The 20,613-nt window shown below is 70.1% G+C and carries 18 protein-coding genes and 1 riboswitch; of the genes, 8 read left to right on the top strand and 10 right to left on the bottom strand.

Annotated elements, in window-relative coordinates; translation table 11 throughout:
• Positions 1-157 precede the first annotated feature (157 nt).
• The 4 genes from BZB76_RS04210 to BZB76_RS04195 all read right to left on the bottom strand — a co-directional run bounded on the left by BZB76_RS04210 (position 158) and on the right by BZB76_RS04195 (position 5,014).
• Positions 158-703: an ATP-binding protein gene (locus BZB76_RS04210; protein ID WP_246006743.1), complete on the bottom strand. Its 546-nt coding sequence runs from the start codon at positions 701-703 to the stop codon at positions 158-160.
• 422 nt (positions 704-1,125) lie between these two features.
• Positions 1,126-3,138 (bottom strand): sensor histidine kinase, encoded by a 2,013-nt coding sequence (locus BZB76_RS04205; RefSeq protein ID WP_246006742.1) that lies wholly within the window; start codon positions 3,136-3,138, stop codon positions 1,126-1,128.
• Between the two features lie 77 nt (positions 3,139-3,215).
• A complete protein-coding gene (locus BZB76_RS04200; RefSeq protein WP_121432929.1) occupies positions 3,216-4,532 on the bottom strand; it encodes a purine-cytosine permease family protein in 1,317 nt (438 codons plus the stop codon).
• Positions 4,525-4,650, bottom strand: a riboswitch (TPP riboswitch). Its footprint overlaps the gene before it by 8 nt.
• Before the next feature lie 31 nt (positions 4,651-4,681).
• Positions 4,682-5,014, bottom strand: a complete 333-nt coding sequence (locus tag BZB76_RS04195) for a rhodanese-like domain-containing protein (protein ID WP_420534763.1) — start codon at positions 5,012-5,014, stop codon at positions 4,682-4,684.
• A 91-nt stretch (positions 5,015-5,105) separates the two neighbouring features.
• Between BZB76_RS04195 and BZB76_RS04190 the strand changes: the two genes are divergently transcribed.
• Entirely contained in the window at positions 5,106-5,525 is a 420-nt protein-coding gene (locus tag BZB76_RS04190; RefSeq protein ID WP_246006741.1) for an SSI family serine proteinase inhibitor, read from the top strand.
• 174 nt (positions 5,526-5,699) lie between these two features.
• Here BZB76_RS04190 and BZB76_RS04185 read toward each other — a convergent pair whose 3' ends face one another.
• Entirely contained in the window at positions 5,700-6,563 is an 864-nt protein-coding gene (locus tag BZB76_RS04185; protein WP_121432926.1) for an Fpg/Nei family DNA glycosylase, read from the bottom strand.
• 485 nt (positions 6,564-7,048) lie between these two features.
• Here BZB76_RS04185 and BZB76_RS04180 point away from each other — a divergent pair, with 485 nt between their 5' ends.
• From BZB76_RS04180 to BZB76_RS04170, 3 genes are all read left to right on the top strand, one after another.
• Positions 7,049-7,255 (top strand): heavy-metal-associated domain-containing protein, encoded by a 207-nt coding sequence (locus tag BZB76_RS04180; RefSeq protein ID WP_121432925.1) that lies wholly within the window; start codon positions 7,049-7,051, stop codon positions 7,253-7,255.
• Between the two features lie 65 nt (positions 7,256-7,320).
• Positions 7,321-8,268 (top strand): hypothetical protein, encoded by a 948-nt coding sequence (locus tag BZB76_RS04175; protein ID WP_121433437.1) that lies wholly within the window; start codon positions 7,321-7,323, stop codon positions 8,266-8,268.
• A 22-nt stretch (positions 8,269-8,290) separates the two neighbouring features.
• Positions 8,291-10,591 carry a heavy metal translocating P-type ATPase gene (locus tag BZB76_RS04170; RefSeq protein ID WP_121432924.1) on the top strand — a complete coding sequence of 767 codons (2,301 nt, stop codon included), beginning with the start codon at positions 8,291-8,293 and terminating at the stop codon, positions 10,589-10,591.
• A gap of 491 nt (positions 10,592-11,082) precedes the next feature.
• Here the strand turns inward: BZB76_RS04170 and BZB76_RS04160 are convergent, their stop codons facing one another.
• Positions 11,083-11,526 (bottom strand): MarR family winged helix-turn-helix transcriptional regulator, encoded by a 444-nt coding sequence (locus BZB76_RS04160; RefSeq protein ID WP_121432922.1) that lies wholly within the window; start codon positions 11,524-11,526, stop codon positions 11,083-11,085.
• A 93-nt stretch (positions 11,527-11,619) separates the two neighbouring features.
• Between BZB76_RS04160 and BZB76_RS04155 the strand changes: the two genes are divergently transcribed.
• Positions 11,620-12,717 carry an alkene reductase gene (locus BZB76_RS04155; protein ID WP_121432921.1) on the top strand — a complete coding sequence of 366 codons (1,098 nt, stop codon included), beginning with the start codon at positions 11,620-11,622 and terminating at the stop codon, positions 12,715-12,717.
• Between the two features lie 271 nt (positions 12,718-12,988).
• Here the strand turns inward: BZB76_RS04155 and BZB76_RS04150 are convergent, their stop codons facing one another.
• From BZB76_RS04150 to BZB76_RS04140, 3 genes are all read right to left on the bottom strand, one after another.
• On the bottom strand, positions 12,989-13,594 hold the full coding sequence (locus BZB76_RS04150; protein ID WP_121432920.1) for a TenA family protein: 606 nt from the start codon (positions 13,592-13,594) through the stop codon (positions 12,989-12,991).
• Between the two features lie 179 nt (positions 13,595-13,773).
• Positions 13,774-15,978 carry a bifunctional polysaccharide deacetylase/glycosyltransferase family 2 protein gene (locus BZB76_RS04145; RefSeq protein WP_246006740.1) on the bottom strand — a complete coding sequence of 735 codons (2,205 nt, stop codon included), beginning with the start codon at positions 15,976-15,978 and terminating at the stop codon, positions 13,774-13,776.
• Entirely contained in the window at positions 15,975-16,460 is a 486-nt protein-coding gene (locus BZB76_RS04140; protein ID WP_147449305.1) for a hypothetical protein, read from the bottom strand. Before BZB76_RS04140 ends, BZB76_RS04145 begins: the two co-directional genes overlap by 4 nt.
• A gap of 137 nt (positions 16,461-16,597) precedes the next feature.
• On the opposite strand from BZB76_RS04140, the gene BZB76_RS04135 reads away from it, so the two are divergent.
• Together BZB76_RS04135 and BZB76_RS04130 are read left to right on the top strand one after the other, a co-directional pair.
• The gene (locus tag BZB76_RS04135) at positions 16,598-17,236 is read left to right on the top strand and encodes an RNA polymerase sigma factor (RefSeq protein ID WP_246006739.1); all 639 of its coding nucleotides are present in this window, start codon (positions 16,598-16,600) and stop codon (positions 17,234-17,236) included.
• The gene (locus tag BZB76_RS04130) at positions 17,233-17,940 is read left to right on the top strand and encodes a hypothetical protein (RefSeq protein ID WP_121432916.1); all 708 of its coding nucleotides are present in this window, start codon (positions 17,233-17,235) and stop codon (positions 17,938-17,940) included. Before BZB76_RS04135 ends, BZB76_RS04130 begins: the two co-directional genes overlap by 4 nt.
• Positions 17,941-18,635: 695 nt before the next feature.
• Here the strand turns inward: BZB76_RS04130 and BZB76_RS04125 are convergent.
• Positions 18,636-19,397, bottom strand: coding sequence for a transporter substrate-binding domain-containing protein (locus tag BZB76_RS04125; RefSeq protein ID WP_246006738.1), 762 nt, complete (start codon positions 19,395-19,397; stop codon positions 18,636-18,638).
• 297 nt (positions 19,398-19,694) lie between these two features.
• Between BZB76_RS04125 and BZB76_RS04120 the strand changes: the two genes are divergently transcribed.
• Positions 19,695-20,579, top strand: a complete 885-nt coding sequence (locus BZB76_RS04120; RefSeq protein ID WP_147449304.1) for a pyridoxamine 5'-phosphate oxidase family protein — start codon at positions 19,695-19,697, stop codon at positions 20,577-20,579.
• Positions 20,580-20,613: the final 34 nt, after the last annotated feature.

Raw genomic sequence — 20,613 nt, 5'->3', positions numbered from 1 at the left:
ATCGCACGTGTTTTTCGCCGATGGAGGGCCGCCAGGCCCGAAGGAGAAGAAAAATACAATAAATACAGCTCGGGCGGTGTCGACGGGGGCACGACATCGCCCGAGCTTGATGAGGACTTTACAAGGTCTGTGCCGGTTCTTCCAGGCGGCGTCCCGTTTAGGCCGGATATGCGCGGCTTGGCGCGGAACCGTTTCTCGCCTCTTCGCGGCGTTCGTCGCCGGGTTCGTCGAGGAGGTCGGGGAAGTCGGCCAGGTCAGGGACGACCGTGGGCGCGCAGGCCGGCGCGGCGGCGCCGTTTCCGGTCGCTGATCTTGGTGCGCGGAGGACGGCCCAAACCGTGGTCGCGCCGTCTTCGTGGCGGACGCCCCAGCCGTCGGCGAGGGCCTCGACGATGCCGAGTCCGCGTCCGCCGAGGGAGGAGAGGGTGCCGGGGCCGCGGCGGGGTTCGGTCATGGCGCCGCCGTCGCTGACTTCGAGTTCGAGGATGTCTCCGCGGCGCAGCCAGCAGACTCTGACCTGGCCGGACGGCAGTGGGCGCGCATGGCGGAGGGCGTTGCTGAGGAGTTCGCTGACGATGACGCTGGCGTCGTCCACGATTGATTCGTAGACGCCCGAGTCGACCAGCTCGGAGCTGAGGCGTTTACGGGCGACCGCGACGCTGGACGCCGCGTGTGGGAGCAGTACGACGCTCGACGTCCTCACCTCCCCGTGTTTGCTGTCCTTGAGCGAGTCCCGTCACCGCTGTTCCCGTATGTCCGGAATGCCCTGTTGGACAGGACCGGAAACCAGAGCGGGTCACTTCGCCGCCTGTACAACGAGTCACCGGCCATCCGGTCACGGTGATCACCTCTGGTTCGGAATCCGGTTACCAACGGCAACCATCAATGGATCTATCCAGCCAACGGTGGATTTACTCCTCACGCGCGCGTTTCGTCCGTCACACCCCGTAGACACCGTACTTTCCGGCAGAAGGCCGCTGTGACCTCCCTCGGAACCCCACCTTGCCACCCCTTGAACTCGGTGAACGGCCTGGTCATAGCGGTCTCACCGCACCGTAGTGGATGGTCTTTCCTTACGGTGAGTAATCGCCGCGCGTCGTCGCGGCGGGGGCGTCGCGGGCCCTCTCAGGGCGCCGCGCGAAGGACGAGCCGCATGCACGTTCCGCGCCGGATGTCCGCACCACCTGCGCGTCCATGCTTCTCCGCCTCGCGCAGAAGGACGTTCGGACGACCCCCCGCCGACCCGATCCGTCGGGTCTCGTCCGGTCGCGGCGATTCGATGTGAGATCCGTCACTCTTGCCAATTTCGGCCGGATGTGCGGAGATCGTTCCGCCCTGCTCTTCGGTGAGCCGTTTCACGATGTACAGCCCGAGCCCGATGCCGCCGAACCTGCGACGATCCCCGGTCTCCCCCTGAACGAACCGCTCGAAGATCCGCTCATGGTCGCCGTCCGGGATCCCGATGCCCTCGTCCGTCACCGTCACCACGATCCCGGTGCCCTCCCGGACGGCCCGGACGAACACCGTCCCGCCGTCCGGCGAGTACTTGAACGCGTTCTCCAGAAGCTGCCCGAGGATGATGTCGGTCGCCATCGCGTCCCCACGGCAGGGCGGCAGGCCCGGCTCGATCTCCAACTCGACCCGGTGCAGCGGCGACAGCGACCGGAACCCGGCCACCACGCCCTCCAGCACCCGCGTCAGGTCGAACGGCTCGATCGTCACGGTCAGCTCGTCCGCGCCCGCGCGGGAGCCGAGCAGCAGGTGCTCGACGAGCCGGCCGAGCGACTGGGCGCGTTCGGCGATCGTGGCGACGGCGGCGCGGCGGTCGCCGTCCGCCATCTCGTCCCACCGGTTGACCAGCGTGGACGCGAACCCCTGCACGACCGTGATCGGCGTGCGGAGCTCGTGGCTGGTGGTGGCGAGGAACAGGTCCTTGGCCTCCTCCAGCGCCTTGGCCTCCGACACGTCGCGGAAGTCGACGACCAGCTCGCCGGTCTCCTCGATCTCGGCGGCCAGGACGTTCAACCACCTTCCCGACTCCAGCCGGAACGTCAGCATCTCGCCGAGCGCGGGCATGTCGAACGGCAGCGGCCGCCCGAGGGCGTGCTCCGGCGCGATGCCGGTGAGGGAGTGCGCGGCGGGGTTCCACTGCCGGACGACGAGGTTGTTGTCGAGCACGGCGATCCCGTCCGCGCTGGAGTCGATCACGGCGCGTTCGTGCGCCCGCTGCCGGACGACCTCCGCGTAGGCGACGGCGTTGCCGACCGCGACCCCGGCGTGTCCGGCGAGCAGTTCCAGCAGTTCGAGTTCGGTGTGACCGATCTTGCGGCCGGAGAACAGGGCGTACAGCGCGCCGTACGGACGGTTCTGGAGGTACGACAGGCCGAGCGCGATCGTGTGCAGCCCGGGAAGTTCCGACCAGATCAGATCGCCGAGGCGCCGCTCGCCCGTCGCCAGCTTCACGGTCTTCCCCGACCGCAGCAGCTCCCCGACGAGGCTGGAGCGCAGGTCGGCGGACGTGCCGCGCATCCGCTCCGGCAGCCCGGACATGCTCACCAGCCGCAGCCGATCACCCTCGATCCGGACGAAACCGCCCGCGTCCGCGCCGGTCAGCTCGATCAGCGCCTCGGTGATCCGGTCGAGGACGACGGCGAGGTCCAGTTCGGCGTTCAGGTCGGCGACGATGTCGTTCAGCCGCCGGACGAGCCGGGCCCGCTCCGTCATGTGATGCTGGACGATCTCGTTCTCGTCGACCGGGTGGTACACGCCGACCCAGCCGAGCGGCGTCCCGGACGGGTCCTTCAGCAGGCTCGTGTCGATCCGGACGTCGATGAGACGGCCGTCGCGATGGAACCTTCGGGTCGCGAAGGAGATCTGCCCGCTTTCTCCGTCGCCGTCGTCGCCGCGCCGGGTGAGAAGCCGTTCCTGGACGGCGTTGTGCTCGGCCTTGAGCTCGTCCGGGACGATCGGCGGCACCCGTCCGACCATCTCCTCGGCCGTCCAGCCGAACATCCGCTCGGCGGCCGGATTCCACACGGTGACCTGGTGGGTCTGGTCCACGGCCACGATGGCGTCGGCGGCGCTGTGGATGACGGCCCGCGCTATCGGATCATGGACGTGGTGCTGCACGTCTGTCATCGTGCCATCGGACCTGGCCGTGGCGCCGGGCAACTTACGCCGAAACTTTCTCCCGCCGGGCCATCGATAGAGAAACCTTACTTACTGGTAAGTCTGCCAAGAAGGAGCGCGGCGGCTCCCGCGACGAGGAACGACAGCAGCGACGCGCTCATCCAGCTCTGCGGAACGAAGTGCAGAACATCCCGGACGTCCTCCCAGAAACCGCCCCATCGGCTGACCGTTCCGGGGTTGATGAGCTGGTATACGACGAAGCCCACCGCCCAGGCGACGATCATGCTCCAGCGGGACGGCGCCGTCCGCGACACGTCCCAGCCGCGGCGCCGACCGAGGAAGAAGTCGGCGGCCAGCACGCCCAACATGGGCACGAACACCGAACCGATCAGCAACAGGAAGCTCGCGTAGTCGCCGATGTCCAGCGCCAGCGCCAGCACGGTGACGATCACCCCGAGCGCCACGCTCAGCACCCGCCGGTCGGCGCGCGGCACGAGGTTCTGGATCGACACGGCCGTGGAGTAGGTGTCGGCGAACGACTGGTCCGCCTCCCGCAGCACGAAGATCGCGAAGAAGACCACGCCGAACGTGACGTTCAGGAACGGGTCGAACACCTTCGTCGTGTCGCCCGCGACGAGCGCCAGTGCCAGGAGACCGAGCACGTAGGCGACGATCTGCGTGACGGAGTAACCGACGGCCGCCGCACCGAAAGCCGCCCGTTCCGTCCGGGAATGCCGGGTGTAGTCGGCGGCGACCGGAACCCAGGAGATCGACACCGCCAGCGCCGCGTCCGCCCCGAGCCAGAACCCGCCCCATGACCCCTCCGTCAGGTCGGGCATCGGCTCTCGCAGAAGCTGGACGTAGAAGTACACCAGCGCGATCGCCACGGCGACCGTGACATAACGGCGCAGCAACCGCACCGAGCCCAACGGCCAGACCGTCAGCACCGTCGTGATGACCCCGGCGGCGACGACGTACGTCCAGCGCGGCACGCCGTCCCACAGCTGCCGGGCCGCGTCCGCGATGACGATCAGCTCGAACGTGCCCCAGCCGACGAGTTGCGCGATGTTCAGCACGGTCGGCGCGTACGACAGCCGCGCGCCGAACAGCCCGCGCAGCAGCACCATCGCCGGTTGCCCGGTACGCGCCCCCGGAACGGCCGCGAGCCCGAGCATCAACCCGCCCAGGACCGTTCCAACGGCCATCGCGACGATGCCCGCGACGATCGACAGCGTCGGCCTACCATCGGCACCGGGCGCGAGGACGGTGTAGGCCCCCGAGAACGCCAGCAGGCTGACCCCGAGATTGGCCCAGAACGCGCTCTGATCCCAGAAACCGAGCACCCTGGGCGCCGGCTCATCAAGCGTGAAAGGGGCTTCCGCCCGCTCGACCTCGGACGTCACCGGACACACTCCCTACGCCGGCATTACCCGGACAGGTTCATGCGGTCGGCGACGCCTGGAAAGGTCGCCCTCTCAGCCCGGCTTGCACAATGCGGCCCGAGCTCCCGCGGACAACGATCGCGCCCGATCGTACAACCACCAGTTCTTGCTCAGGCCACGTAGGGGGGACCGTCTCCGTCCCTCTCCATCGGACGCCCCACCTCGGCCCAGTCCTTCATTCCACCGTCGACGTTCCTGGCGAGCCAGCCCGCCTGGTTCAGTGCCACCGTCACCTGCGCGGACCGCGCCCCCGACCGGCAGATCACGAAGACCTCCCGGTCGCGCGGGACCTCCGCGGCACGGTCGCCGAGCTGGCGCATCGGGATGTGCACCGCCGAGGGCGCGTGGCCCGCGTCCCACTCGTCCTGCTCCCGGATGTCCAGCAGGTAACCGTCCTGCGGAACGTCAGCGGCTCTCACGGCCGGCACGTCGTCCCCGAAAATCATCACACCCCCATGGAACCGCGCGAAGTACCCCCGCGTCGAATCACGTATGCGGTATCGGACGCTCCTGTACGCCGCACCCGGGTTGGCCATGCTCCTATCTCTGGCCGCCTGCGGCGACGAACAGGCAAACGGAAACCCCGCCGGCGCGCCTTCGGGCACGACGTCCGTGAAGCCCTCCGGACCACCGGCGAACACGCTGACCGTCAATGTCAAGGCCTCCAAGGAGGCACCCGCGAAAACCTGGACCCTGACCTGCGAGCCGCCGGGCGGCAGCCATCCCGAGGCCGCCAACGCCTGCGCGGCGCTCACCAAGGTCAAGGATCCTTTCGCACCCGTTCCCAAGGACCAACCATGCACCTTGATCTACGGCGGTCCGGAGATCGCCACGGTCAAGGGCACCTGGCAGGGCAAGGAGATCGACACCGAGTTCTTCCGTGACGACGGTTGCCAACTGGACCGCTGGTCGAAGATCGGCCCGCTCTTCGGCAACGTCCCGAAGGTCCGCTGAAACGAGCCATCCCCGTTCCGGCTCGCTTCACCCTCGGCCCCGCCCGGCCCACCGGGCGGGGCCCTTGCTTGCGATCATGGTCTTCCGCCCGCCGACAAGGAGAGCGATGGATCTGCTGGCGGGGTGGTTGTGGTGTGAGTGGTCGGACGGCGCACTGAGGCGCGTTCTGGTTGGCTACTTCAGCAAACGTGACAGGCGGCGGTCGGCTAGGGGTTTGCCGCCGGTCTGGCAGGTGGGGCAGTACTGGAGGGACGAGTCGGCGAACGACACCTCGCGGACGGTGTCGCCGCAGACCGGGCATTTCTGGCCGGGTCGGCCGTGGACGCGCAGGCCGGTCTTCTTCTCGCCCTTGAGGTCCTGAGCCTCCAGGCCGCGGGATCGCTCCACCGCGCCCCGCAGGGTGGTGACGATGGCGGTGTGCAGCGCCTCGACGTCCTCGGCGGTCAGCGATGCGGCGATCTTGAACGGGGACATCTTCGCCACGTGCAGGACCTCGTCGGAGTAGGCGTTGCCGATCCCGGCGATCACCTTCTGGTCGCGCAGCAGCCCCTTGATCTGGGTGCGTTTTCCCTCGACGATCGCGCCCAGCGCCTCGGGGGTGAACGTGTCGTCCAGCGGGTCGGGCCCCAGGGACGCCACACCGGGGACGTCGGCGGGATCGCGCACGACGTACACGGCGAGGCCCTTCTTGGTTCCGGCCTCCGTCAGGTCGAAGCCGGATCCGTCGTCCAGGTGGACGCGCATCGCGAGGGGGTTCTTCCCCCCGGGCCGGACGGGCCTGGACGGGATCTCGTCCCGCCATCGCAGCCACCCGGCGCGAGCCAGATGGATCACCAGGTGCAGCCCGTCGACGTCCAGGTCGAGGAACTTGCCGTGCCGCGCGGCGCCGGTGACGGTCAGTCCGCCCAGGGCGGTCACCGGCGGGTCGTACGTCTTCAGCGCGGAGATGGCGAGGACGTCGACACGGGCGATGACGTGCCCGACGACACGCTCCCGCAGAAACTCCGCCAACGCCTCCACCTCGGGCAACTCGGGCATGGCCCCTCGATCCTTCCGAGAACGCAGGTCACCCCTGCATCGCGTCCGTTTGCAAGGTACCCGCTCCGGTATGCGGCGACGGTCGGCGAACGCGCGTCCGCCAGACCGCACATCGGGCCGAGTCCGTGCGGAACAATCGGGTCGGAGCGTCCTCGGCGATGTCCACAGGGGTGTGGAAGCCTGTGGATAAGGTTGTGCATAACTCCGCGCGGGGCGTGGGACGCGGCGTTTCCAGCGGCGATACCTCAGCGTATTCGGGCAAAGCGGCGGGTCCTGAGGGGGACGGCCGGTCACACAGGGTGTGGATAACTTCCGGATAACGACCCCTCGGTAATCGCCACAGGAGGCGCACGACGGATGTCGGGGCATGTGACCCGGATCTCGAAATAACCCCTAGGGGGTACGGGTTGTCCGAGACGTTCCGTTATGGCAGCATGAGGGCAACGAGATACCCCCTGGGGGTACAGAACCGAAGGAGCAGCGAGATGAGCACCGCCACCTACACCGTCACCGGAATGACCTGCGGCCACTGCGTCGGCTCCGTCACGGAGGAGGTCGGGCAGATCGCGGGCGTGACCGGCGTCGACGTCGACCTCCAGACCGGTCGGGTCACCGTGACGAGCGACGCCCCCCTCGACGTCGCCCAGGTCAAGGACGCCGTCGAAGAAGCCGGTTACGAACTCAAGGCATGACCGGAGCGCATCCCGCGGCCACGCGGGGCGCGCTCCCCGAACACACGTGAGTGGAGTGGATCGGAATGAACAGCGCGACCAAGCTCGGAGCCTACGCCGTGGGACTGGCGGTCGTCTTCGGCGGCGCGGCAGGTGTCGGCAAGGTCGTCGGTCCCGTCGGCGCGTCCGCCGAGACGGCGTCCCATGACGGGGGCGGCCACGGCGGCGGGGGTCACGGCGAGGGCGGTACCGCTTCGGCCGCACACGCGCCGGGCGGCCTTCAGGTCTCCGAGGACGGCTACACGCTCGTCCCGCGCAGCACGACGCTGACGCCGGGCAAGCAGACGGACTTCCGGTTCACCATCAACGGGCCCGACGGCAAGCCCGTCACCGGGTTCAAGCCCCTGCACGGCAAGCGACTCCACCTGATCATCGCGCGCCGTGACCTGGCGGGCTTCCAGCACCTGCACCCGACGGAGGCGGGCGGCGGCGTCTGGACGGTGCCGATCACGCTGCCGAAGGCGGGCGTGTACCGATTCTTCACCGACGTCCAGCCGGACGGCGCGAAGCGGCAGCTCACCCTGGGGACCGACGTGTTCGCCGAGGGCGACCTGCGGACGACCCCGCTGCCGAAGCCCGAGCGGGTCGCGAAGGTCGACGGGTACGAGGTCACGCTGTCCGGCGGCCTCACGCCCGGCAAGTCCACCGGACTCACCCTCTCGGTGAGCAAGGGCGGCAAGCCGGTCACGAACCTCGAACCGTACCTGGAGGCGTACGGCCACCTGGTGGCGCTGCGCCAGGGCGACCTCGCCTACCTGCACGTCCACCCGGACGGTGAACCGGGCGACGGGAAGACCCCGGCGGGCCCCGGCATCACGTTCTTCGCCGAGGCGCCCAGCACCGGCGCCTACCGCCTCTACCTGGACTTCAAGCACGGCGGCAAGGTCCGCACGGCCGAGTTCACCGTGCACGCCGGGGACGCGCGGGTGCCCGTCCAGACCGGCGGCCACGACGACCAGCCCCACACCCACTGACGAGCGAAGCGAAGGAGGAGCGATGAGCACGGACGCGGCGTCCGAGCGTATCGAGCTGGCGATCGGCGGCATGACGTGCGCGTCTTGCGCCAATCGCATCGAACGCAAGCTCAACAAGCTGGACGGTGTGACCGCCACGGTCAACTACGCCACCGAGAAGGCGAAGGTCGAGTTCACCGCCGGGGTGTCCCCGGAGGAGCTGATCGCCACGGTCGAGAAGGCCGGGTACAGCGCCGAGCTGCCCGCGCCGCCGAAGTCGTCCGGGGAGGTCGAGGAGACCGAGCCGGACGACGGGCTGCGCCCCCTGCGGCAGCGGCTGATCACCGCGGTCGTGCTGTCGGTCCCGGTCATCGCGATGGCGATGATCCCGGCCCTGCAGTTCGACGCGTGGCAGTGGCTGTCGTTGACCCTGGCCGCCCCGGTCGTGGTCTACGCGGGCTGGCCGTTCCACAAGGCCGCGGCGACCAACCTGCGGCACGGCGCGGCCACCATGGACACGCTGATCTCGCTGGGGACCCTGGCGGCGTTCGCCTGGTCGCTGTGGGCGCTGTTCTTCGGCACGGCCGGGGAGATCGGCATCAAGCACGGCTTCGAGTTCTCCATGCCCCGCGCGGACGGGTCCATGAACATCTACCTTGAGGCCGCGGCCGGCGTGACCATGTTCATTCTCGCGGGCCGGTACTTCGAGACGCGGTCCAAGCGCCGTGCGGGCGCCGCGCTCCGGGCGCTGCTCGAACTGGGCGCCAAGGAGGTCTCGGTCATCCGGGACGGCCGCGAGGAGCGGATTCCGGTGGACCGGCTCGCGGTCGGGGACCTGTTCGTCGTCCGTCCCGGCGAGAAGATCGCCACGGACGGGACGGTCGAGGAGGGCTCGTCCGCCGTGGACGCGTCCATGCTGACCGGCGAGTCGGTTCCGGTGGAGGTCGGGCCCGGCGACACCGTGGTCGGCGCGACGGTGAACGCGGGCGGGCGGCTGCTGGTGCGGGCCACCCGCATCGGCTCCGACACCCAGCTCGCCCAGATGGCGCGGCTCGTGGAGGACGCCCAGACGGGCAAGGCGCAGGTCCAGCGGCTCGCCGACCGGATCTCCGGCATCTTCGTCCCGATCGTGATCGCGCTGGCGCTCGGCACACTCGGCTTCTGGATCGGCACCGGCGAGCCCCTCGCGGGCGCCTTCACCGCCGCGGTCGCCGTCCTGATCATCGCCTGCCCGTGCGCGCTCGGCCTCGCCACCCCCACCGCCCTCATGGTCGGGACGGGACGCGGCGCCCAGCTCGGCATCCTGATCAAGGGCCCGGAGGTGCTGGAGTCCACCCGCCGGATCGACACGGTCGTCCTGGACAAGACGGGCACCGTCACCACGGGACGGATGGCCCTGGTCGACGTCATCACCGCCGACGGGGTCGACGAGGCCGACGTCCTGCGGCTGGCGGGGGCGCTGGAGAACGCGTCCGAGCACCCCATCGCGCAGGCCATCGCGAAGGGGGCCACGGAACGCGTCGGTGACCTCGGCACGGTCGAGGACTTCGCGAACGTCGAAGGCCTCGGCGTCCAGGGAGTCGTGGACGGTCACGGCGTCCTCGCGGGACGTCCCCAACTGCTCGCCGAGTGGGCGCAGCACCTGACCCCCGACCTCGAACGCGCGATGGAGCAGGCCCAGGCGGCCGGCCACACCGCGGTCGCGGTCGGGTGGGACGGCCGGGCCCGCGCCGTGCTCACCGTCGCCGACCAGGTCAAGCCGACGTCGCGGGAGGCGATCGACCAGTTCAAGGCCCTCGGTCTCCGTCCGGTCCTGCTGACGGGCGACAACGAGACCGTGGCCCGGACGGTCGCCGACACGGTCGGGATCGAGGAGGTCATCGCCGAGGTCCTGCCCCAGGACAAGGTCGACGTCGTCAAGCGGCTCCAGTCCGAGGGCCGGACGGTCGCGATGGTCGGCGACGGGGTCAACGACGCCGCCGCGCTCGCCCAGGCCGATCTGGGACTCGCGATGGGCACCGGCACGGACGTGGCGATCGAGGCGTCCGACCTGACCCTCGTCCGTGGCGACCTGCGGGCCGCGGCCGACGCGATCCGACTGTCGCGCCGCACGCTCCGCACCATCAAAGGCAACCTGTTCTGGGCGTTCGCCTACAACGTGCTGGCCCTTCCGCTGGCCGCGTCGGGCCTGCTGGTCCCGATGATCGCGGGCGGTGCGATGGCGTTCTCCTCGGTCTTCGTCGTAGGCAACAGCCTCCGCCTCCGCCGCTTCCAAAGCCTCAACACGCAACCCGACACGGCAACCACAAAGCCCATCCGCCCCAAGACACCGGCAACCCACTGACCCAAGGCGCGCGGCCCCACCCAGGGGCCGCGCGCACGCATTCCACGACCGGAACCCTCCAGCCCGTCACGTAAATCACCGAGCCTCACCCAGCACAAGGCGCCCAACGCTCCGCTCAACCCGCCACCGCGCGTACGTGCGCGCTCCGCAGGCGCCGGTGGTCACGAATCCGTCGAGCCCGCTGGCACAAGACACCGACAACCCACTGGGCTCACCGAACGCGCGCCCCTGAGCGGGAACGCGCGTTGCGGGGCTGACAGCGGCGAAGACCATCGAGGCCGCCCGGCAGGCGTCCAAGCAGCGCCGGTGCAGTCGGGCGGAGACGGCCCGGTCCGCGGTGAGCGCTCTGGCGCCATGCGCGGCGTCCAAGTCCCGCGATCCTTCGCGTGGGGCGTCCTCGTCGTCGCGACCGCCGGACGCTCGCCCGCCGAGCCGGTCGGCACATGGACGCGCGCCCCCGAGCGGGGCGCGCGACGCGTGTGTCGCGGGGGTCAGGGGCGGAGGGTGGCGATCAGGGGGGCCAGGGACGGGTCGGTGGCGGCGGCGTCGAGGGCCTCGGTGAGGGTCTCGGAGTAGGTCGGGGCGGCCTTCTCCTGGACGATCCGTCCCTCGTCCGTGATGACGGTGTAGACGCCACGGCGGTCCTTGGGGCACATCGCGCGGCGAGTGAAACCGGCGCTCTCCAGGCGGGCGACCAGGCGGCTGACGGAGCTCTGGTTCAGGCCGATGAGGTCGGCGAGTTCCTGCATCCGTAGCTCACCGTCGTCGGCGCGGGCGAGGCGGCACAGCGCCCGATACTCCGACAGGCCGATGCCGTGGCGCCGTTGCAGCGCCTTGGCCAGCTGATTCTCGACCCGTCCGTGCAGGGTCACGACACCGTCCCAGAGGATCGCGTCCGCGGTGATCGTGCCCGCCGTCGTAGCGCCAGCGCCCATCTCGCGCCTCCTTCTCTTGACATCAGCATACATGCACTGCGAATATCTGCATGTACATGAAATGCATGTACATGCATGAAAGGAAGGCATGTGATGACCAGTCCGCTGCTGCTGCCGTATGACGGGCCGCGCCTGAGGCTCCCCAACCGGATCGCGATGGCGCCCATGACCCGCGCCCGGGCGGACGACGCGACCGGCGTCCCGCATGCGTTGACGAAGCTGTACTACGCGCAGCGCGCCACCGCCGGACTGATCGTCACCGAGGGGATCTGGCCGAACATCCTCGGCAAGGCGGGACCCGGCATCCCCGGCCTCGTCACCGACGCGCAGGTCGCCGGATGGGCCGAGGTGACCGAGGCCGTCCATGCCGCCGGTGGGACGATCTTCGCCCAGCTCTGGCACGTGGGACGGATGACGCACCCCCTCAACCTGCCGGGTGGCGCGACGCCCCTCGCCCCGTCCGCCGTCCGCATCGAGTCCGAACGCATCTACACCGCCGCGGGCCGCGTCGAGCACGTCACCCCGCGCGCCATGACGACCGCCGAGGTCGAGGCGACGATCGCCGACTTCGCCGCCGAGGCCCGCAACGCGATCCGGGCCGGGTTCGACGGTGTCGAGGTGCACGGCGCGAACGGCTACCTCATCCAGCAGTTCCTCGCCGAGAACACCAACCGGCGCACCGACCGGTTCGGCGGCTCGCGGGAGGGCCGGCTCCGTCTCGCCCTCGACGTGGTCGAGGCCGTCGTCGCCGAGGTCGGCCCCGAACGCGTCGGCCTGCGCATCTCCCCGGACAACCCGGAGAACGAGATCGCCGAGCAGGACCCGCAGGGCACCTACCGGGCCCTCGTGGACGCCGTCGACCCGCTCGGCCTCGCCTACCTGCACATCATCGAGCGCGGCGCGTACGGCGCGCTCGCCGACCTGCGTCCCCGCTGGTCGGGCACCCTGATCGGAAACTTCAACGGTCCCGAACCGACCTCGCGGCGGGCCGGGGAAGAGGCCGTCGCGGCGGGCCTGGCCGACATCTTCTCCTTCGGCCGCCTGTTCATCTCGAACCCGGACCTACCGCACAGGTTCGCAACGGACGCGCCGCTCACCCCCCACATTTCCGAACTCGTCCACGGCGGCGACGCCGAAGGCTACGTCGACTACCCGCCCGCCTCCGCGGAGGTTCCGTCCTTGGGAGGCTGAGCACCTCAAGCGTCAGGGACGTCCCAGAAGATGTCGAAGGCCACGTCGCCTACCCGACCAGCTCCACCGAGCCACCCTCCATGAGGGCTGCGCCTCCAGATCCGCGACGTCCCAAAGAGAACGAAGGCCGCGTCGACTGCCCCTGCTGCCTTCCCTCCCGCAGAGCTGGGCCCCTTCAGCATCAGGGAGTCCTAGAGGACGCCGTAGGGCGCGTCGACCATCCGGCTGACTCCTTTGGAGTTCCGTCGTTATCGGCTGAGCGCGTCCAGGGTCAGGGGACGTCCCAGAAGGCGATTTCGTGGTGCATGCCTTGCAGGAACAGGCGTTCCGCGGTTTCGGGGTCGGCGCCGGACTCGTCGATCATCTGGGCGATGCGGGCGGTCAGGGACGCGAAGCCGGGGTCGGCGTAGGTGTCGACCCAGCGGCGGTAGCGGGGCTCCGACGGCGGGTTCTCGGCGAGGTGCCGTCCGAGCGTCGAGTAGCCCCACATGCAGGGGTAGAGGGCGGCCAGACCTTCGGCGTAGATGGCGGCGCTGTCCAGTAGGAAGGACGTGTACGCGGCGCACGCCGGGCCCTTCTTCGCGCCGTCCAGGTCGGCGGCGAAGCTCGCGGAGAGCGAGCGGTGCAGGTCGAGTTCCTCGTGGAACGTCGCGTGGGCGAGGTCGACGAGGTCACCGAGATGGGCGGCGGGGGCCTGCCAGGCGAGCCGGGAGAACACGCGGACGTAGTCGTGCAGAAAGAGGTAGTCCTGTTCCAGCCAGGAGCGGAAGACCTTCTCGTCCAGGTTTCCTTGGGCGATGCCCCGCACGGTGGGGTGTTCGAGTTGTTCGTCGACCAGCGGACGGCCGAGCTCCTCCAGATGCGCCGCGAGACTCATGTCCGCAAGTTTCGCACCCCGAAAACGACCAGACCCCGCCGGGTCATATGACCCGGCGGGGGCCCGATCTTGCACCGGTGTGTGGGTCGCCTCTCGGCGAAAGGCACGACACGGCTCCAGCCGGACGGTATTCCGTGAAGGCAAAAGGTGAGGCCCGGGGACACCAGGCACACCGGCTGTCATGTGTAACCGACCGGTCCCTCCGATTGTTCCCGGAGATCCGCCAGCGTGCCCGTCCGCCGGATGGTGTGCCAGCCCAACCGTGCGCCCAGCAGTGCGGTGACGACGGACTGGACGACGACCAGATACATCAACTGCCGGTACACGAACTGCTGGAGCGGCAGCGTCCACAGCGGACGGATCGGTTCGCCGTCCAGCCACAGCGCGTAGGCACCGGCGGCGGCCTGCGCGGCGACGAACGCCGTCCACATCAGGATGGGCACGGCCGGATCGAGGAACAGCAGTCCGTACAGTGCGAACAGGTCGATGGCGGGTGCGAACAGGGGCAGGAGGACCTGGAAGACCATCATGTAGGGGAGGCAGCGACGTCCGAACCGCCCCGAACCGCCGTGCTCGATCACGGAGCGGCGATGCTTCCACATCGCCTGCATCGTGCCGTAGCACCAGCGGTAGCGCTGCCTCCACAGTTGACGCAGCGACGACGGTGTCTCCGTCCACGCCAGGGCCTTCTCCTCGTAGACGACGCGCAGCCCGGTACGGCAGATCGCCATGGTGAGGTCGGTGTCCTCGGCGAGCGTGTCGTCCGGGACGCCGCCCACCTGCGCCAACACCGATCCGCGGAACGCGCCGATCGCGCCCGGGACGGTCGGCATGCACCGCAGGATGTCGAACATGCGCCGGTCGAGGTTGAAACCGATCACGTACTCGATGTGCTGCCAGCGGCCGAGGATGCCGCCCCGGTTGGCGACCTTGGTGTTCCCGCTGACCGCCGCGACCCGCGGGTCGGCGAACGGCGCGACGAGATGCCGGACGGTGTCGCGCTGGAAGACGGTGTCGCCGTCCACGAGCACGAGGATCTCGGCGCGGGCGACGCCGATGCCGGTGTTCAGCGCGCTGGGCTTGCCGCCGTTGCGCTTGCGGATCAGATGGACGGTAGGCAGCGCGATCGACTCGACGAGCAGCGCGGTGCGGTCGGTGGACCCGTCGTCCACCACGATCACCTCGACGGTGCCCGGATAGTCGGTGTCCAGGAGCGAGGCGACCGTCGCCGCGATGTTCGCCTCCTCGTTGTACGCCGGGACGATCACCGACACGGGCGGGAACGGATCGGGCGGCATCTCCCCCGGCTCGTGGAAGCCGACGAAAGGATCCGGTGCGGCCTGGCGGTGGGCGCCGCCGCGCCGTACCCGTCTTCGACCTCTGACCCGGCGGACGTGGACGTGCGCCAGCAGCACGAGCGCCAGGAGTCTCAGCACGTACGCGATCCCGGCCACCGCCAGCAGCAACCCCATGGTCCCGGTGAGGGCGGACGCGGCGCGCTGTGCCGTGATCAGCGTCCAGCCGAAGGCCCTCTCCGGCGCCGACACCCGAACCTGCGCCGGGGGCAGGTCCAGGGCCTCGGTGAGCGTCGTGAAGCGGTACCCCTGCGGTTGGAGCCGCCGGATGATCTGCTCGATGGCCGCGACCGTCTCGGACCGGTCGCCGCCGGAGTCGTGCAGCATCACCACCGCGCCCTCGTCCCGCCGCTCCCCGGCGAGCGCGGCCCGGACGATCCCTGCGGTGCCGGGACGGGCCCAGTCCTCGGTGTCGCGGTCGGTGAGGACGACGACGTAACCGTCTTCGCCCGCCCGTCTCGCGGCTCCCCACTCCGGGCCGGTCAGGCCGTCCGGACGGGACGAGTACGGCATCCGCATCAGCCTCGTGTGGACGCCCGCCGCCCCCGCCAGCGCCCGCTGCGTGAGATCGAGCTCCAGCCGCGCCCGCCACGCGGGCACCGCCGCCAGATCCGCGTGCGTGTACGTGTGGGAGCCGATCTCGTGGCCGTCCCGCAGCACCCGCCGGGTCAGCTCCGGATGCTCGGCCACACGCGCCCCGACGGTGAAGAACGTCGCGCGGGCGCCGTGGCGGCGCAGGACGTCCAGGAGCCGCGGGGTCCATTCCGGGTCGGGGCCGTCGTCGAACGTCAACGCGATCGTCTTCGGGGGCATCCGGCGGGCGCGTGGGACGCCGTCCGCGAGGCTGACGACCGGCCCACCGGACGCGACCGCCGCCGGAACGGACCCGGCGACCGGACGTGCGTCCCGGGGCGCCTCACCGACGATGTTGTGCGCGAACCCGTCCAGCAGCAGAAGCACAGCCAGTACGAAACCGCCGAGCATCAGCAGAACCCAGTGCCCCCTGGGCTCGGCGCGTCGTGGGGTCAACGGTTCTTCTTCTTACGTCCCCAGGCGGGTGGGGTCGCGTTCGACTTGCCCGGACGGCTCGTGGACGCCGACACGGCAGGTGCCCGCCGCGTCGGGAGAACGGCCGCGGACGACCCGGGCGCCACGGGGGTCACCCGTCCGGGACGCCCGACCACGCCGGCGCGCCGCTCGTCCGCCCCGACCGTCGGGCCGTCCGGACGGCTCGACTTCACACTCGGCCGCGGCGACGGATCGTTCCACGGCGTCAACGGCACGTTCGGTTCGGTCGCCAAACCGAGGCCGAGCGCGCCCGTGAACACCACGAGCACCGCCCCGGCGGCGAGGCCGAGCCGCCGTCCGAGCCGGGCACGCCCGCCGGTCGCGTCGACGAAGACCGGCTCGGCCGCCGCGACCGGCAGCGGTCTCGTGCCCGCCGAACCGTCGCCGACGTGCAGGTCATCCAGGTCGCGCGCGGGGCCGCCGACCAACGGATCGCGGGTCATGTCCGTCCACATCTCGTCATGCTTCACACGGGAAGGGGGAGCGCCCGGACACCGGATGCCGTGGGCGCTCAATGCTTCAGCGCCGAACCACCGCGTACATGTCACACGATCACGTGAATCCCTGCACAATGGTGGGGGTGGATCGGGCCGGCGAGGAGACACTCGGTCGTGCCCTGCGGGCGGCGCAGGAGGGCGACGAAGAGTCCTTCCGCATGCTCTATCGCGACGTCCAGCCACGGCTGATCCGGTTCGCCGGGGCGATCGTCGGCGGGGACGCCGAGGACGTCACGTCCGAGGCCTGGCTCCAGATCGCCCGTGACCTCCCCTCGTTCCGCGGCGACCTCGACGGCTTCCGCGGCTGGACGGCCACGATCACCCGGCATCGGGCCCTCGACCATCTGCGTCGCAGGTCACGGCGTCCCGGCTCCGACCTGCCCGTCGAGGAACTGATCACGATGGCCGCCGACGGCGACACCGAACTCGACGCGCTGGACGGCATCGCCACCCGGGACGCGCTACGGCTGATCTCCGAACTTCCCCGCGACCAGGCCGAGGCGGTGCTGCTGCGCGTCGTCGTCGGTCTGGACGCCAAGTCGGCCGGCAAGGTTCTCGGAAAACGTCCGGGCGCCGTCCGGACGGCCTCCTACCGTGGACTCAAGCGCCTCGCCGAACGGCTGTCACCCCCCTGCGCGGTCGGCGAGGACGCGACGCCCGGGGTCCCTCCCTTCGCCCAGAGTGACAAAAGCGGTGGTACCGGCGCTGAAGAGGTGACATGAGCGAGCATCACCAGGCCGGAGGCTTCGACGAACGCGCCGCCGAGCGCCTCCTCGACGGTGTGGGCGGCGACGCTCGGCTGCGCGCTCTTCTCACGGCCGCGGCCGCGCCCGCGCGTCCGGCGGAACTCGCGGGCGAGGACGCCGCCGTCGCCGCCTTCCTGGCCGCACCACGTCCGGCCCGCGGCTCCCGCGCGGCCGCCCTGCGCCGCTTCCTGACGATCAAGGTTCTGGCCGTCGTGGGCGGTTCGCTCATCCTGACCGGAGGCGCCGCCTACGCCACGATCACCGGCCAGCTCCCCGGCGGCCGGGACCCGGCGCCGTCCCCCAGCCCGACGATCAACAAGCGGGAGGGCACCCGCGGCGACGCGACCCCGGCCACCCGCCTGGAGCCGCCCGCGCCGACGCCCAAGGAATCACCGAAACCGTCACCGTCGCGGTCCACGAAGAAGCACGGCCGGGACGGCGCACCCGGCCAGCAGAAGAAGACCAAGGGCCCGAAGTTGCGGCCTACGCGCCTCCCCCAGACACCTCCGCGCGGCCCCGGCGACAACGGCAAGCCACCCGACGCCGGCACAGGCAACATCACGACCAGCGGCGGAGGCCTGGGCGGCGGGACGGGCGGCGGCGGCATGGGCGGCGGCGCCGTCGGCGGCGGCGAGGGCCCCAACCCCCCGACCACCTCCGGCAGCGGCAACCAAGACTAAGCCGCCACGGCCCGGGGCGAAGCGTCCAAGCCACCCGACGCTGACACAGGCAATATCAGGACCAACGGCGGAGGCCTGACCGGCGGGACGGCGGCGGCGTGAGCGCCAACCCCCCGACCGCCTCCGGCAGCGGCAACCAAGACTAAGCACCCACGACGAAGCAGCCAGGGCCCGCGGCGAAGCGTCCAAGCAACAGCAGCACCCGACGCTGACACAGGCAACATCACCACCAGCGGCGGAGGCCTGACGGCGGGACGGCGGCGGCGTGAGCGCCAACCCTCCGTCCACCTCCGGCAGCGGCACCCAAGGCGAAGCAGCCAGGGCCCGGGGCGAAGCGTCCAAGCCACCCGGCGCTGACACAGGCAACATCACCACCAGCGGCGGAGGCCTGACGGCGGGACGGCGGCGGCGTGAGCGCCAACCCTCCGTCCACCTCCGGCAGCGGCAACCAAGACTAAGCCGCCACGGCCCGGGGCGAAGCGTCCAAGCCACCCGGCGCTGACACAGGCAACATCACCACCAGCGGCGGAGGCCTGACCGGCGGGACGGCGGCGGTGTGAGCGCCAACCCTCCGTCCACCTCCGGCAGCGACGACCGAGGCTGAGCGGCCACAAGCCGAGCGAACGGCCACGAGCAGGGGCGAAGCGGCCGGGGCAGAGCGGGCGAGATAGAGCGGCCGAAGGGTCGGGACGGGGTTACAGGCAGCCCTCGAATTGGGGGACCTCGACGTCCGACAGGTTCAGGCCTGAGGAGCCAAACCATTTGCTCATAAATCTGGCCATTGTTCCGTCCTGGTACATCTGGGTGATGGCTCGGTTGAGGGCCTCGCATCCGTCGGGGTCGCCCTTGCGGATCGCGATGCCCGTCCGCCGCTCTCCGAACCGGGAGTTCAGCAGGCGGAAACCGGTGCCCTTCCGGGTCTTCAGCCCGGCGAGGATCGTGTCGTTCGTCGTGATCGCGTCGATTCGCCGGTCGGCGAGCATCGTCATGCACTCGTCGTAGGACCTGGCGGCCACCGGCACCGCCGCCACCTGCCGTTCCCGCGTCACCGCCTCCGCGGCGCCCGATCCCGTGACGGCGCAGATCCTGCGTCCCGCGAGGTCTCGCACTCCGCGGACCTCGCGTTCGCCGTCCCGGACGAGGATGTCCTGGTACGACAGCAGGTACGGGCCCGCGAACCCCAGCCGCTGCTTCCATTCCGGCTCCAGCCAGAAGGTCAGCACCATGTCGACCTTCCCGTCCCGCAGCAGCCGCTCCCGGTCCGCCGCCAGCGCCGGGACGAACCGAACCTTCTTCCCCAACCGGGCGGCCAGGTAGCGCGACACGTCCACGTCCAGGCCCTCGAAACGCCCGTCCGCCCGCTGGAACCCGATTCCGGGCAGGTCCGGCCGCACCCCCGCGACCAGCGTCTGCGTCCCGAGGATGGACGGCTCCTCGCCGCCGCCGCACCCGCTCACCAAACAGCACCCAGCAAACCCCAGCGCGAGCAGCCGTCGCCGCATCCGCAGACTCCCAACCCGTGACACACCACGTTCCCTGGCATCGAACTCCGTGACCAAGGTCTCAAATACTGATCAACACAGCCATACCATGACCGCTCCCCGCGCTGACCGCACCGCCGATCGGTGTCCCGAGTCCGAGAACCGGATCTTGGGTGTGGTCGAGGTTCTAGGTTCCTCCGGGTCGAACCGATTTCGGAGGAACGCGTGGATTTGGATGCCATCACGGCGAATGTCTTGTCCGAGACTCGTGTCTTGGAGTTCACCAGCCTCACCAAGTCCGGAGGGCTGAACACCAGACCGATGTCGGGGACATGGCTCCGCAATCGGGGAGAGATCGTCCTCAGCACACCGGTGGCCTATCCGCAGCGGGCGCGCAACGTCCGCCGCGACGGCCGCGTCGCTCTCCTGTACTCGGACCCCGCCGGAAGCGGTCTGGCGGACATGCCCACGGTCCTGATTCAGGGCATCGCCACCGCCCCGGAGATCGTGGCGTCCCCGCAGGACCTGGAGGAATACTGGCGCATCCTTTTTCACAGGCGTTTTCCGCTGGCCGACGGAATCGCCGCGCCCGACTACCGCCACGCGATGGCCTGGTTCTTCTGGCGGCTGCCGATCTTCGTGAGGCCGCTGCGCGTGCACGTGGGACCACCCGCCGCGACCGGCGGCGCCGGAAAGCCCCCGCCTCCGGACGGCACGCCTCCGAACGAACAGATCACCGACGCCCTGACCCGATACCCCACGGCAGTGTTGGCAGTACGCGACGAACAGGGATTCCCCTGCTCGACGCGGGCGCGGGTCTCCTGGTCGACCTCGGCACCCGGAACGCTTCAACTGCGCCCGTCCCAGCCGTTCCACGGGACACCAGGACCGGCCAACCTGCTGTGGCACCGACACAACGGGCTCGTCGACGACAGGACGACCTTGCTCGTCGCCGGTGAGGCGTCCAAGACGGAAGGCGAGTGGACGATGACCCCGGCGCGCATACCGGGCCTGCTCCCTTCAGGCCGCCGCGAACCGTCGTCCTTCGAAGAATGGATCGAGGACGGCTGGAGACGCACCCAGACCTACTTCGCCACCCACGGAATCACGCCCCCGGACATCGACTGGGACACCCTGACCAGCTACGCCAACCCCTGAACCACAAGCTCCTCCGGAGCGGACGAAAGCACGC

Source organism: Actinomadura pelletieri DSM 43383, from assembly GCF_003634705.1.
Taxonomy (GTDB): domain Bacteria; phylum Actinomycetota; class Actinomycetes; order Streptosporangiales; family Streptosporangiaceae; genus Spirillospora; species Spirillospora pelletieri.
The sequence above is the reverse complement of the archived record's forward strand: the minus strand, read 5'-3'. Positions and strand labels throughout refer to the sequence as shown.